11 protein-coding genes are annotated in these 13,351 nt (G+C 62.8%); 6 read left to right on the plus strand and 5 right to left on the minus strand.

Going from position 1 to position 13,351, the window contains the following annotated elements:
* The first annotated feature begins 129 nt into the window (after window positions 1–129).
* The gene (locus HCN50_RS32110) at window positions 130–684 is read left to right on the plus strand and encodes a hypothetical protein (RefSeq protein ID WP_171713882.1); all 555 of its coding nucleotides are present in this window, start codon (window positions 130–132) and stop codon (window positions 682–684) included.
* Here the strand turns inward: HCN50_RS32110 and HCN50_RS32115 are convergent.
* Window positions 681–1,571, minus strand: a complete 891-nt coding sequence (locus HCN50_RS32115; protein ID WP_171713883.1) for a metallophosphoesterase family protein — start codon at window positions 1,569–1,571, stop codon at window positions 681–683. The two genes, HCN50_RS32110 and HCN50_RS32115, sit on opposite strands and share 4 nt — an antisense overlap.
* Before the next feature lie 95 nt (window positions 1,572–1,666).
* Between HCN50_RS32115 and HCN50_RS32120 the strand changes: the two genes are divergently transcribed.
* From HCN50_RS32120 to HCN50_RS32135, 4 genes are all read left to right on the plus strand, one after another.
* Window positions 1,667–2,155, plus strand: a complete 489-nt coding sequence (locus HCN50_RS32120) for an NUDIX domain-containing protein (protein WP_311968258.1) — start codon at window positions 1,667–1,669, stop codon at window positions 2,153–2,155.
* A gap of 54 nt (window positions 2,156–2,209) precedes the next feature.
* Window positions 2,210–3,352, plus strand: coding sequence for a hypothetical protein (locus HCN50_RS32125; protein WP_235977357.1), 1,143 nt, complete (start codon window positions 2,210–2,212; stop codon window positions 3,350–3,352).
* Window positions 3,353–3,398: 46 nt separating this feature from the next.
* Window positions 3,399–4,334 (plus strand): glycosyltransferase family 2 protein, encoded by a 936-nt coding sequence (locus HCN50_RS32130; RefSeq protein ID WP_171713885.1) that lies wholly within the window; start codon window positions 3,399–3,401, stop codon window positions 4,332–4,334.
* Window positions 4,335–4,402: 68 nt separating this feature from the next.
* Window positions 4,403–4,915 carry a GNAT family N-acetyltransferase gene (locus HCN50_RS32135; RefSeq protein WP_171713886.1) on the plus strand — a complete coding sequence of 171 codons (513 nt, stop codon included), beginning with the start codon at window positions 4,403–4,405 and terminating at the stop codon, window positions 4,913–4,915.
* 46 nt (window positions 4,916–4,961) lie between these two features.
* Here the strand turns inward: HCN50_RS32135 and HCN50_RS32140 are convergent, their stop codons facing one another.
* The 3 genes from HCN50_RS32140 to HCN50_RS32150 all read right to left on the minus strand — a co-directional run bounded on the left by HCN50_RS32140 (window position 4,962) and on the right by HCN50_RS32150 (window position 9,749).
* On the minus strand, window positions 4,962–6,758 hold the full coding sequence (locus HCN50_RS32140; protein ID WP_171713887.1) for a cation:proton antiporter domain-containing protein: 1,797 nt from the start codon (window positions 6,756–6,758) through the stop codon (window positions 4,962–4,964).
* 94 nt (window positions 6,759–6,852) lie between these two features.
* Window positions 6,853–9,225 (minus strand): TonB-dependent receptor, encoded by a 2,373-nt coding sequence (locus tag HCN50_RS32145; protein WP_171713888.1) that lies wholly within the window; start codon window positions 9,223–9,225, stop codon window positions 6,853–6,855.
* A gap of 107 nt (window positions 9,226–9,332) precedes the next feature.
* Complete coding sequence (locus HCN50_RS32150) at window positions 9,333–9,749, minus strand: DUF2946 family protein (RefSeq protein WP_171713889.1); 417 nt, start codon at window positions 9,747–9,749, stop codon at window positions 9,333–9,335.
* A 300-nt stretch (window positions 9,750–10,049) separates the two neighbouring features.
* On the opposite strand from HCN50_RS32150, the gene zigA reads away from it, so the two are divergent.
* On the plus strand, window positions 10,050–11,258 hold the full coding sequence (gene zigA / locus HCN50_RS32155; RefSeq protein ID WP_171713890.1) for a zinc metallochaperone GTPase ZigA: 1,209 nt from the start codon (window positions 10,050–10,052) through the stop codon (window positions 11,256–11,258).
* 27 nt (window positions 11,259–11,285) lie between these two features.
* Here zigA and HCN50_RS32160 read toward each other — a convergent pair whose 3' ends face one another.
* On the minus strand, window positions 11,286–13,349 hold the full coding sequence (locus tag HCN50_RS32160) for a hypothetical protein (protein ID WP_171713891.1): 2,064 nt from the start codon (window positions 13,347–13,349) through the stop codon (window positions 11,286–11,288).
* Window positions 13,350–13,351 lie beyond the last annotated feature (2 nt).

Here is a 13,351-nt window from a genome sequence, read left to right on the forward strand (position 1 = left end):
GGGGTGGGGCGCCGCCACGGGGGATAAACCCCGAAGCATAACCCCTTGAAAACAAACAACCATTGCGCAAGACATGGTTACTGCTAGGTTAAGCCCAGGCTAACCCCTGCAGGATAGAGGCGGCTTACGATGTCAGATGCGCAAAATACCGGCAACGAAGCCCGCGACATGCGACCGACACGGCTGCGCGACGCGCTTCGCCAGGCCCGTATCGAGGCCGCCGACCGCACCGGCGTCGTGGTCGAATTGCGAGATGCCGAGGTCGCCCGGCTTGAAATCCTGAACGAGGCGCTTGATCCCCTGTTCGCCGAAGTGCCGGCGCAGGTCGACCTGTTCGACCGAGGCGTCAGCCAGGGCGAGACGCCGCGGCTGTGGATCGACGTCGTGGCGCATGTCGTGATGGGACGCGACAAGCGTATCTACCGCTTCGTGCAGGACACGCGCTTCGGCCGCATCGTGCTCGCCGAGTCGCATGATGTGCCCGTCATTGTCGATGCCGTCACCGGCTATGTCGCGCGCCGCATGATCGAGCGCGAGCACGCGATGGTGGCGATGCCCGTGACCGAGCCGGCGGTGGAAAAGAAGCCGCGCCGCCGCGGCCTCGGCATGTTCGTGCTCGGCTTCGCGCTGGGAGCAGTGGCGCTGTTCGGATTGGCGCTCTATGCAAGCCTGAACAACTTCTAAAGCAGCGTCGCCTGCTTGATCTGCTTGACTCTGAAGTCGGCGTCGATGGCGCGCACGGTCTGCACACAATGCCATTTCCCGCCGTCGCGTGCGATGGAAAACAGATTATACGCCGCGGCCGGATAATGCCGGTGCGCCAGCGCCGACGCTGACGGTACGCCGACCACGGGGATCTGGCGGTCGGCACCTTCTAGCCACATCGTCGAATGGACGTGGTCGTGGCCGTGCAGGACCAGTTCCACACCGCGCCGCTTGAGCACGGCGTGGAGCGCCTTCGAATCGGTCAGGCGCTTCATCCGCGAAGTCGATTGCAGGGGGTGATGAACCAGCAGCACCCGGAAGGCCTCATTCGGCCGCAACTGCGCAAGCTCGCGGTCCAGGGCATCGAGTTGCGCGCGGCCGAGCCGGCCGGTCGCCATCAATGGCGGCGTCGGCACCGCCGAGGAGACGCCGATCAGCGCCAGCGGACCGCGCCGGCGCACGAATGGAAATGGCGTGCCGGCCGCCTCGGCGTCGCCCTGCAGATATTTCTCGAACGCGCCGCTGAAATGATGCCGCGTTGCTCGCACATAGGCGTCGTGATTGCCGGGAACAACGGTGACGTACTGCGGCGTGCCGACGCTTTCGAGCCAGGCCTGGGCCGGAGTGAATTCCGCCTCGAGCGCCAGGTTGACGAGATCGCCAGTCACTGCAATGTGGTCCGGCCGCTGCGCCTGCATGTCGGCGACGAGGGCGTCCAGCACCTCGCGGCGGTGATATTTGTGGCGGTTGCGGATCCAGTTGATATAGCCCAGCGCACGCTTGCCGGCGAGGTCGCGAAACCGCGCTACGGGCAGGGGCGGCAGATGCGGATCGGATAAATGCGCCAGCATGAAAGTATCGGTCATTCGCGCTCCGCCGCATTCTCTGTGATATTGAGCCGTCGCACGATCATGCCGGCGATATAAGGATCAAACGTGATGCCTGTCCATTCGAGGTTTGTGTGACGGCACTGCAGGGCTTGCGAAAACGTGTCGAACCGCAATTGCGGCGGGCCTTTCATCTCTATTGGCGGATGGCCCGCGGCATGACGCTGGGAGTTCGCGGCGTTGTGCTCGATAGCGAGAACAGGGTGTTTCTGGTCAGGCACAGCTATGTCGCAGGCTGGCATCTGCCGGGCGGCGGGGTCGAGGTCGGCGAGACGTTTCTCGACGCACTGCGGCGGGAGTTGGTGGAGGAGGGACGGATCGAGCTGACTGGCGAACCGGTTTTGCACGGCCTATTCTTCAACGGCCACGTGTCACGCCGCGACCACGTTGCGGTTTATATTGTGAGGCAGTTCCGGCAAGACCGTCTGCCGGATCCCAATCGCGAGATTGTGGAATGCGGATTCTATGCGGCGGGCGCGCTGCCGGCGGAAACGACAAAGGGGACACGGCTGCGGATCGCGGAAGTGCTCGACGGGGTGGCGCCGGTCGCGACTTGGCGCTGAGGCCGGGCTCGACTGCAGAAGCGGAGAGACGGGGTTGGGGTCGACATGGGCAGAATGGGGGTCCTAAAGCTGCTTTGCGCCATTGGCTTCCTGGCAGTGCTGGCTAGCAACGTCTGGACCATTTCGCGCTGGAGCGAAAGCCGCGGCGTCTATGACGACATCTGCTATCTGCGGCAGGCGCATCTGTTCCAGAAATACGGTCTGGACGGATTCAATACCGACATCACACGCGACGACGATCGTTTCCTCTCCGGCAAGCTGAAGGAAATCAGCTTCCCAGACTGGAATGATCCGGCGAAAATGCCTTGTCACGTATGGAATGCGAAGACGAATAAACGCGCCTTGCAGTACCCGCCGGGGACCGGATTTGCGTTGGCGTTATTTCCGAGCGGATTTCAGGTGGTACCGCTCTACATATTGGCGTCCGTCGTCGCCGTCGGCTTTTCGCTGATCGCCCTGACCTATGCGTCCACATTTTATCGACTTATGCTGGTCGCTGCGTTCGGTGATGCCGCTATCTATCTGATGATCAATCCGACGAAGGCAAGCTATTCGGTGGCGCCGACCATGATGGTTTGCGCGCTTGCGGGATTTCTGACTGCGAAGCTCTTCACCGACGGGCTTCGGCAGCGGTTTTTTCGGCTCGCACTGATTGGCCTGCTAATCGGTATCTCGGTCAATCTTCGCCTGCCAAACCTGTTTCTGGCTGCCGGCTATTGTCTCTATCTTGGCGGCGCATTCCTGTGGACTAGAAATAGGGAAACGTTCCTGCAGGGCGTTGCGTTCGGTGTCGCGCTTCTGATTGGAATGGTGCCGACGCTGATCGCCAACACGATCAATGCGGGAAATCCGCTCTCGACGACTTATGGCGGCGTCGACGTCGTTCCGCCGGAGCTGAACCCCGGCATCCTTTGGCGATATTTCGTCGACGTTCAGTTTATCCTGCTGGGGATTGCGGCCATCTGGACCGGCCTGCTATGGCGCTTTAACCGCGCAAGAGCCGGGCGGATAGCCGTTCTGGTCGCGACAAACCTCGCCGTGAACCTAATTTTCTTCATGACCCATCCGATATTTACGCCATATTATATTATTCCGATCGACATGCTCTCACTCTGGACCCTGCTGTTCGCAACGCTCGATCTGCGTGGCGAGCGGGCCGCCGATCGTGCGGCCTTCCCTGAACCGGCCAACGCCTGATTGCGGTATGACGCACCATGGACGGACTTGATTCGGTGAGCCTGCGATGACGGGACCGGCGCTGCGGATTGCGGTTCTGGTGCCGTGCTTCAATGAGGAGGCTGCGGTCGCCACCGTGGTGTCCGATTTCCGCAAGGCACTGCCGACGGCTCAGATTTTCGTCTACGACAACAATTCCAGGGACCGCACCATCGAGGTCGCGCGTGAGGCGGGTGCCATCGTGCGCAGCGAGCGCCGCCAGGGCAAGGGGCACGTGGTGCGACGCATGTTCGCTGATATCGATGCCGACGTCTATGTGCTGGTCGATGGCGACGCGACGTATGACGCGCCGAGCGCCCCGCGGATGATCGATAAGCTGATCAACGATCACCTCGACATGGTGGTTGGTTTTCGCGTCGACCAGTCGATCGCCGCCTACCGTCCCGGCCACCGTACCGGCAATTGGATGCTGACGAGCTTTCTCTCCACGGTGTTCGGTCAGGCATTCAAGGATATCCTTTCCGGCTACCGCGTGTTCTCGCGCCGCTTCGTCAAATCCTTTCCGGTGCTGTCCGACGGTTTCGAAATCGAGACCGAGCTCAGTGTGCACGCGCTCGAACTGGCGCTGCCGGTGATGGAAGTAGAGACGCCTTATTATGCCCGCCCCGAGGGATCTTTCAGCAAGCTCAACACCTGGCGCGATGGTTTCCGGATCCTCGGCACCATCCTGAAGCTGTACCGGTCGGAAAAGCCGCTGCGGTTCTTTACCGTGATCGGCATCTTCCTGATGCTGGTCTCGATCGGCCTCGCGATTCCCGTGATCATTACCTACCTGGAGGAAGGCATCGTCCCGCGACTGCCGACGGCGGTGCTGTCGATGGGCCTGATGATCGTGGCGGTGCTGTCGGTAAGTTCGGGGCTGGTGCTGGATACGGTGACGCGGGGCCGTCGGGAAATGAAGCTTTTGGCCTATTTGTCCCAGCCCGTCATCAGCAGGGATTGAGGCAATACAGCGATTGCCATCTTGCAGCGATGGACCGCGTGGCCGCCAGATGCTATCCCGCGCCGATCATGAGCGAACTTGACGTCACCATCCTCGCCGAAACCCCAAAGGACGCGCAGGCGATCGAACGCCTGCACGAGCGTACCTTCGGTCCCGGCCGTTTCGTGCTGAGCGCCTATCGCCTGCGCGAACATGTCGATCATCTGCTGGACCTCTCATTCACGGCGCGGATCGGCACATTGCTGGTCGGTTCGGTGCGCCAATTGCCGATCTGCATTGGCGATACGCCGGCCCTGATGCTCGGGCCGTTGACGGTCGAGCCGCCGTTTCGCAGCCGCGGCGTCGGGCGCATGCTGCTCGATCGCTCGCTGCAGGATGCCAAGGCCAAGGGCCATCGCCTGGTCATTCTGGTCGGCGATGAGGCCTATTACAGCCGCGTCGGCTTCAAGGTCATCCCGAAGGGACGGGTGATCATGCCGGGCCCCGTCGATTACAGCCGCCTGCTAGTCGCGGAGCTGGTCGAGGGCGCGTTCGACGGCGTCTCCGGCGACATACGGCCGGACTGGAGCAAGGCGCGGTAGCGCGGCGCCATGCCGGTCGGCAGGGTCTCTCCGGGCTTACCGTGGATCAGAAAAATCGACGTCGTCTGGTATCGGTCGTTCGGACTGGCGCGGATGCCGCGCTTCCTGCGGCCTGCTGCAATTCTTGCCGGAACTCCTCGCGCTTCTCGTGAATGGAAGCGACGACATGTCCCATCGCCACGCCGAGGCCGATCAGGGCTGCTTCTGACAACAGCAGGCTTGCCTCGATGGTTTCAGGCACCGCGTCGGTAACGCCGATCCGGTAGAGATGCCGGGCGTGGTCGGCGTCGCGGGCGCGCGATACCACCAGCAAATCCTTCCTTACCGCGCGAACCTGAGCGACAATTTCGTCGATACCTTCGGGTTCGTTGATCGTGACGATGACGGCGGCGGCTTCCATGAGCCCGCAGGCCTTCAGGAACTCCGGGTTGGTCGCGTCGCCGTAAAAGACCGCGCGCCCCTGTCGTCGCTGTTCGGGGACGGCCGCGGCGTCATTGTCGACGGCAAGGTACTTAAACTGGTGGCGATCGAGCATCGTGCAGACGACCTGACCAACCCGGCCGTGTCCGACGACGATGGCATGGCCGCTGACTCCGGTCGGCGTAACGGCAAGTTCGGGGTCCATTAGCTTGTCTTCACACACCATCGGCGCGAGCCGTCGTGCGATGTGAGACAGCGCAGGCGTGAGCATCATGGTCAGCGATGTCAGCGCGACGGTGAAGCTCGATACGGTAGCGTCGATCAGTCCAAACGTCGTTGCCAATCCAATCCCGACAAAGGCGAACTCGCCGCCGGGACCAAGCAGCAGTCCGACTTCGATAGAGGCCGGCCACGAAAGGCGGAACATCCGAGCCAAGAACATCAGGATGGCGGACTTTACCGCAATCAGCCCGGCTGCACCGGCAAGCAACCAGAACGGATCGCGCGCAATCTGGCGAAAATCGATGTTCATGCCGACCGTGAAGAAGAACAAGCCTAGCAGGAGACCCCTGAAGGGATCGATGGCGGTCTCGATCGCCTTGCGGAATTCCGTCTCGGCAAGCAGCAGGCCCGCGACGAAGGCGCCAAGCGCCATGGAGAAGCCGGCCACGGCGGCAGCCACCCCGGTTGCGACGATTACGAACAGTGTCGTGGCGACGAACAGGTCGCTCATGCCCACCGATGCGACGAGACGGAACAAGGGGCGCATCACCACGCGGCCGATGACGACGATCACCCCAAGCGCGATGGCGGCATTCGTGAGTGCGAGAGCCAGCGACGCGATAACCGAGCCAGAGTCTCCCGCGCCAAAAATGGAGATGAAGAGCAGAAGGGGAGCTACCGCCAGATCCTGCGCAAGGAGCACCGCGAAGCTTGCCCGTCCGGCATTTGTGTTGAGCCGCTTCTGTCTGGAAAGAATCTCGATGACGATTGCGGTCGAGGATAAGGCGAGGCAGGCGCCCAGGATGAGCGCCACCGGAGCTTTGCTGCCCGCGAGGGCGGCGACGATGCCGATCACCAGTGTAGAGAGGACAATCTGCAGGCTGCCCAACCCGAAAATGAGGCGGTGCATCGCCTTCAGTCGATCGTAGGACAACTCCATGCCGATGAGGAAGAGCAGGAACACAACGCCGAGGTTCGCAATGCCCGAGACGTTCTTGGAATCGACAACGGTGAACCAGTAGAGCAGCGGAACACTGTCGATGAACGATCCCAGCCCGAGAGGACCCAGGATCGCACCGGCTCCGAGATAGCCTAGAACAGGATTGAGGCCGAATCGCCGCACCAAGGGAATGACGACGCCGGCCGTGCCGAGCAGAACGAGCGCGTCGCTGTAGACGTGAACATTGATGGACGAAGTCATCTGTTCAATGTGCATCCGCTTCCAGTGGGGTGTATTCGCCCGAACGTTAGCTGGTACCACCAGCTAACGCCACCCATGGGCGGGTACATCCGTCCTAGAACTTCAGATTGGCAAACGCGCGCACGCCAAGGCCGGGCATCAGGACTTCATCCTTGGTGTAGGACACGTGATTGCGGATGTTCTCGTTCAGGAGGTTGTTGCCGACGAGCCCGACCGTCATTTCGCGTGCGCCGAACCACGACGGATCGAGCTTCGTGTTGTAGCTTATTTCGGCCCTCAGGAGATTGTAGCCGGCCGTCGGGGTCTCGGCGATCACGGCCACATCATTCTGTGCGAAGGCGTGCAGCAGGTTGACGCGCGCGAACCAGTTGGTGTCGCGGTAGTAGACGCCGCCGCCCAGCCGCTGCGGCGGAATGCGGGGCACATTGGTGCCGTCATCAAACGTCGCGCGAACGATGTCATATTGGCCTTCGATTCCCCAAAGGCCGTTCCAGACCGGCATCACGTCGTACTGGAACTGGAACTCACCGCCGCGAAACGTCGCATCGCGCTGGGAGTAGACCGCCTGGTTCAGTTCGAGGCCTGGGCCAAGCTGGCACACACCGTCCTCGCAAGTATTGCCGGTAAGGCGGCGGAAGATAAAGCCGTTGAACTTGGTGTAGTAGCCGGTGAGTTCGAACCGGAACGGTCCCGTTGCCCTCCGCAATCCCGCCTCGATAGACTTTGCGGTTTCGATTCCGAGATTGGGATTGCCGATGTCGAAAGTGGCGGTGGCATCGTGGCCGCCGCGCGAAAACAATTCCGCCGGCTTTGGCGCGCGCTCGACATACTGGCCGGTGATGCTGGCGACAAGATTCCATGGCAGGTTTTGGATCAGGCCGATGCTGCCGCTCTTGGGGGTGAAGTTGCGGTTGAATGCCGTCGCGGGACCGATGGCGTTGGGATCGACGGTGAGGTCGAACACGTCAGGGACAAAGGCTGGCGCCGTCCCGCTCAGGCTAGCGTTCTCGATTCGCCCGGCGACCTGCGCCTTGGTGACGTCGCTGAACCTGAACTCGTTGAAGATGTAGCCGGCGACCTTCGTATTCTTGTTCGGATCGAACAACCCGTTTACCGGGCTGCCGGGATCGTCGGGGCTCGGCGCGGTCAGCTTCTGGTGCGATGCCTGAACGCCGACAGCGGTGGTTAGCGCAGCAAAGCGGACGTTGAACGGCGCAAACTGCACTTCGACGCGGCCTTCCTGTTCCTTGTTGGTAAAGGTCTGCCGCACGCCGAGCGTCGCAAGGTCGGCAGGATCGGCGAGCCCGATTTCATTGTGCTTGTAGTCGGTCGCCCCGGCCCAAAACCGGATCGCGTCGATCACCGCGGTGTCCGGCCGGTATTCGCCCTTGGTGTTGAATTTTGTCTGTTCGCCGTCGATCCGGGTCAGGTGTTCGGCGCCGTCGATGCCGGGAATGTGGTAGAGCGCGTTGTGCTGCGCAATCGCCGCGCCAATGAAGCCGCCATCGAAAATGTAGGAGCCCCCGACCGACCCGCCGTAAGCCTGCGATGCGGAATTCGGCTGGCGTCCGTTGAACGGCAACGTCGGGTCGGTGAGATACGGATAACTCGGGATAGAGTAGTCGCCGGCCTTGCGGCCGAAGGCGTCGGCATGGACCGCGAAGTTTCCACCGCCGGCATCGAGCAGCACGGCACCTTCGACGCCGCGATCGACCGACGTCACCGCGGTCCGCGTTTCGGCGGTCACGCAGCCCGGCGATCCGACATTTGCCAGTGGCGCCTTGGTCGGGAGTCCGTAAGTCGGAAACGGCGCCGCGCAGGATGGCAAGGCATCCGGAATGCGATTGTTGGTTGCGCTGACCACGCCGCCGATCGCAGTGGAGCCGTAGCGCAGCGTCGCCGGTCCGCGGATGACCTCGACCTGGCTGGCCGACAGTGGATCGATCGGCACAAAGTGATCCTCGCCGAGATCGGACGCGCCGTTGCTGCCGATTCCGTTCTCGGCGATGCCGACGCGGTTGACGTCGAGGCCACGAATAATCGGCCGGCTGGAGGCGCCAGGCGCAAAGCTGGAGCCGGTGATGCCGGGCTTCGAGAACAGGAGATCGCCGAGCGTGCCGCCGCCGTTGCGGCGGATTTCCTCGTTGGGCACGACGGTGACGGTTGCGAACTGGTCGGTCACGACGGGCAGGACGCCCTGCTGTGGGGCGGCGGCGACGGGGGTTGCTGGTTGCGGTTCTGGCGCAGGCGCGCGATTCTGGCCCGGCGCAGCATGGGCGACGCGCGCCGGTGTTCGTGCCGGCGCCGGCTTGCGCCGCACGATCGGGCTGGGCGCCGTCACGGTGATTTCAGGCAGTTGTGTCGATGCCGGTGGCGCGGTTTGGGCCAGCGCGGCGTCGGCCGTCGCGCATAGCAACAGCCAGCTTGCTCCACCGAAATGGAACGCTCGTTTCTTCCTCAATATCATTTGTCCCGATCCTGATCCCGTCGACGTGCGACGGATCGATTCCGATTTTGCCTCGGGGATCGCATGTAGCGCCGCGATTTCCCGGGGAGTGCAGCAATCAGTCGTTCTCAGGAGGCGGGAGGTGCGCGGGAGCGGAACGCTGGATGCGCCGCGCCGAGATGCGCGAACTCGGCGGCGTTGGTCAGGTACAGAAGTTCGACGGCCCCCGGCAACTCCAGCACGGGCGGCGCGATGACCAGGAAATTGTTGGCAAGTGAGAGGACGGCGCAGACCGCGCAGACATTGGCCGTGTGCTGGTCGTCATGGGGGCCCGCAGGCGGCTGCGCGGCCGCGGAGTGAGCGTTTTGTGCGGCAAGAAGGGACGTGGCGATCGCAAGCTTGGCGTCGGTCCGTCCACTTTGAACGGCCGGCGCGGCTTGCGTGGCTGCAGCGTGAAAATGTCCGCACGACAGCGCAAACTGGATCGCGAGCGCAAACAGCGCCAGCCGCGAGCCGTGCTTGAGGTGCCTTCGAAACCAGTTCACGATGCGCCTTTGCCCCCAGCTAGCTCCATCCGAGCCAGCCGATGTTACATTATAACATCGGCAGAGCCGGCGGAGTGTCAATCGTCATGCCGACCATCGCCTCTCTGGCGGACGCACAAATCGTCGGGTGTGAGATTTGCGCAACACCATCAGTTCGCAGTCGATGGTCCCGTTTGGACTACTGTTGACAGGAGTCTCCAAAGCAGATGTTATGTTATAACATAACATTAAGCAGGCGGAGCCCAATGAATCGTCGTTCCCGGTTGGGACTTCGCGAAGTGCAGAGGCTTTTTGATCTCCATGCGAAAACTCCCCGTCACCGTCTTGTCTGGCTTCCTCGGGGCTGGAAAGACCACTTTGCTGAATCACGTGCTCAACAATCGCCAGGGCCTGAAGGTTGCGGTGATTGTGAACGACATGAGCGAGGTCAACATCGACGCCGACCTGGTGCGCGATGGCGGTGCGAATCTCTCCCGGACTAACGAAAAGCTGGTCGAGATGACCAACGGGTGCATCTGCTGCACGTTGCGCGATGACTTGTTGGAGGAAGTGCGGGCGCTCGCCGAGAGCGAGCGGTTCGACTATCTGCTGATCGAATCCACCGGCATCTCGGAGCCGCTCCCGGTGGCTGCGACCTTCGACTTCCGCTCGGAAGAGGGGCAAAGCCTGTCCGACGTGGCAATCCTCGACACGATGGTCACGGTCGTCGATGCCGTCAACCTGCTGAAGAACTATTCGTCTACCGTTTTTCTGGCGGATCGCGGCGAATCGCTCGGTGAGGGCGACAGGCGCACGCTCGTGGATCTGCTGGTCGAGCAGATCGAATTTGCCGATGTCATCGTGCTCAACAAGGTCGATGCGGCGTCGCAGGTTGAACGCGACTCTGCCCGAATGATCGTCCGCTCCCTGAATCCCGAGGCCGACATCATCGAGACCAATTTCTCCAATGCGCCGCTGGCGCGCATTCTCAATACCGGCCGTTTCGACTTCGAACGCGCGCAGCAACATCCGCTGTGGTTCAAGGAGCTCTATGGCTTTGCGGACCATAGGCCCGAGACCGAAGAGTACGGCGTCAAGAATTTTGTCTATCGCGCGCGACGGCCGTTCGAGCCTGCGAAATTTCACCAATTCCTGAAGGAAAGCTGGCCTGGCGTCATCCGCGCCAAGGGGCATTTCTGGATCGCAACTCGCCCGCAATGGCTTGGCGAGTTGAGTCAGGCCGGTGCGATCGTCCGAACCGAGGGGCTGGGATTCTGGTGGGCGAATGTGTCGGCAGATCGCTGGCCGGACGATCCGTTCTGGCGACAATCGCTCAAGAAAAACTGGAGCGAGGTGTATGGCGATCGCCGGCAGGAGATCGTCTTCATCGGCACGAATATGGATCAGGACGCGATCACAGCACGACTTGATGCGTGCCTTGTTTCGGGAAAGCCGGGAATGCACATCGCGGAATGGTCGCGGCTTGCCGATCCATTTCCGAAATGGCGACGCGCCGACGAGGCTGCGTAGAGCCTGTCGACGAGGCCCGAGGGACGCTTACCGCCCCTCGCGCACCCAGGTTGCCGCGAACGCGCCGAGCAGTAGCAACAGCCCGACCAGGCCGGCGAACATCGGCAGCACGCCGACGCCCTTGACGACGCTGGCGTCGCGCATCTTGACGCCCATCCAGCCGTCGCCGTGGAATATGCCGGAGGCGCGCACCGGCACCACGCGGGGCATGTCGATGCTTCCGCCATCGGCGACGCGGCGCGCGTCGCCGCCGGTCGCCTGCGCCAACGGCTTCAGCATGTCGGTGGTGGAGGTGACTTCCGAAAACTCCTTCGGGTTGGTCGGCCCGACATTGATCAGCGCCTTCAGCGCGCCGTCGGTCGCCTGCCACAGCCCGAGTTCGTTGGCGGGCAGGGTGGAGCGCCAGGTGCCGGGCTCGCTTGCGGTCAGCGTCAGCTCCTTGGTGGCGCCGCTCGGCGAGGTCACCGTTACCGGCGGCACGTTGTCGGCCATGGTCTGGCGCAGCACCACGAGGTCCTTGCCCTGGATCTGAAGGCGCAGCGCCTCTTCATCGAGATCCGGCTGCTTCATCAGCCAGTGCGACATCCGCCTGAGCAGATCCAGATGCGGGCCGCCGCCTTCATAGCCGCGCGCCCACAGCCAGATGTGGTCCGACAATAGTAGCGCGACGCGGCCCTCGCCGAAGCGCGACAGCAGCAGCAGCGGCTTGCCGTCGACGCCGGTCATCACGGGCGCGCCGATCGCGTTGCGCGTATCGACGGTACGGAAGAAGCGGCTCCAGCGCGGCGGCTCGCTGGCGGAGCCTTCGAGGCCGCGCGTCACCGGATGGCGCTTACCGGCGTCGCTCAAGTGTGCGTAGAACGGTTTTTCGGTGACGCCGACGGGCTCGGCCGGCAGCACCGTATCCAGCGGCGTGCGCCAGATGCTGGTGGTGGAGGCGTAATCGGGGCCGGCCGATACCAGTACGGCACCGCCGGCGCGGACATAGCGCGCGATGTTGTCGAAATAGGCGATCGGCAGCACGCCCTGGCGGGCGTAGCGGTCGAAGATGATCAACTGGAACTCGTTGATCTTTTGCTGGAACAGCTCGCGGGTCGGAAACGCGATCAGCGACAGCTCGTTGATCGGCGTGCCGTCCTGCTTCTCCGGCGGGCGCAGGATCGTGAAATGCACGAGGTCGATGCTGGCATCCGACTTCAGCAGGTTACGCCAGGTGCGTTCGCCGGAATGTGGCTCGCCGGAGACCAGCAGCACACGAAGCTTGTCGCGCACGCCCTCGATCGCGACCACGGCGCGGTTGTTGACCGGCGTCAGCTCGTTCTCGAGCGGCGAAGCTTCGATCTCGACGATGTTGGGGCCGGCATGCTTGATGTCGACCTCGACATTGGAAGTCTGGCCGCTGGAGAGCGTGCGCTCGCTGATCACCTCGCCGTCGCGACGCACCACGATTTTGGCGCGCTGACCGGACACGCCCTGATCGTCGAGCCGGTAGGTGATGGTCTGAGGCTGTCCGACGATGCCGAAACGTGGCGCGGCCGAAATCGCGATGCGGCGATCGCGCTCGTCCTTGCGCCCGGTAATCAGCCCGTGGACCGGCGCCTGGAAGCCGACGGCGGCGGCATTGGCGGGGATGTCATGCACCCGGCCGTCGGTGATCAGGAACGCACCGGCAACACGGTCGACCGGAACGTCCGATAACGCCGAGGACAGTGCGCCGAACAGTTTGGTGCCGTCGGTCTCGCCGTCGGCCTGTCCCGCCTCGACGACGCGGACTTCCAGCCCCTTGATCTTCTTCAGCGTGTCGACCAGCGCCTCCTGCGCCTTCGCTGTTTCCTGGTTGCGGGTGCCGAAATTCTGGCTGGGACTCTTGTCGATCACGACAGCAGCGACCGAGGACAACGGCTCGCGGTCCTCGCGCGTGAAGGAGGGGTTGGCGAGCGCCAAAAGGATCAGCGCCAGCGCCGCGACGCGCACGGCAGCGCCGCGCGAACGCCCGAGCAGCAACAGCGCTGCGATCACGACGATCGCGGCCAGTCCGATCCAGAGCACGACTGTTGGTACGAGGGGGGTGAACGCGATGCCGTATTGCATGG

It is taken from the genome of Bradyrhizobium archetypum (genome assembly GCF_013114835.1).
Classification (GTDB): Bacteria; Pseudomonadota; Alphaproteobacteria; order Rhizobiales; family Xanthobacteraceae; genus Bradyrhizobium; species Bradyrhizobium archetypum.

Excerpts from the sequence above, each read along its gene's own strand:
- HCN50_RS32110 (WP_171713882.1), top strand. The coding sequence starts at position 130 with ATGTCAGATGCGCAAAATACCGGCAACGAAGCCCGCGACATGCGACCG.
- HCN50_RS32115 (WP_171713883.1), bottom strand. The coding sequence starts at position 1,571 with ATGACCGATACTTTCATGCTGGCGCATTTATCCGATCCGCATCTGCCG.
- HCN50_RS32125 (WP_235977357.1), top strand. The coding sequence starts at position 2,210 with ATGGGGGTCCTAAAGCTGCTTTGCGCCATTGGCTTCCTGGCAGTGCTG.
- HCN50_RS32130 (WP_171713885.1), top strand. The coding sequence starts at position 3,399 with ATGACGGGACCGGCGCTGCGGATTGCGGTTCTGGTGCCGTGCTTCAAT.
- HCN50_RS32135 (WP_171713886.1), top strand. The coding sequence starts at position 4,403 with ATGAGCGAACTTGACGTCACCATCCTCGCCGAAACCCCAAAGGACGCG.
- HCN50_RS32140 (WP_171713887.1), bottom strand. The coding sequence starts at position 6,758 with ATGACTTCGTCCATCAATGTTCACGTCTACAGCGACGCGCTCGTTCTG.
- HCN50_RS32145 (WP_171713888.1), bottom strand. The coding sequence starts at position 9,225 with ATGATATTGAGGAAGAAACGAGCGTTCCATTTCGGTGGAGCAAGCTGG.
- zigA (WP_171713890.1), top strand. The coding sequence starts at position 10,050 with ATGCGAAAACTCCCCGTCACCGTCTTGTCTGGCTTCCTCGGGGCTGGA.
- HCN50_RS32160 (WP_171713891.1), bottom strand. The coding sequence starts at position 13,349 with ATGCAATACGGCATCGCGTTCACCCCCCTCGTACCAACAGTCGTGCTC.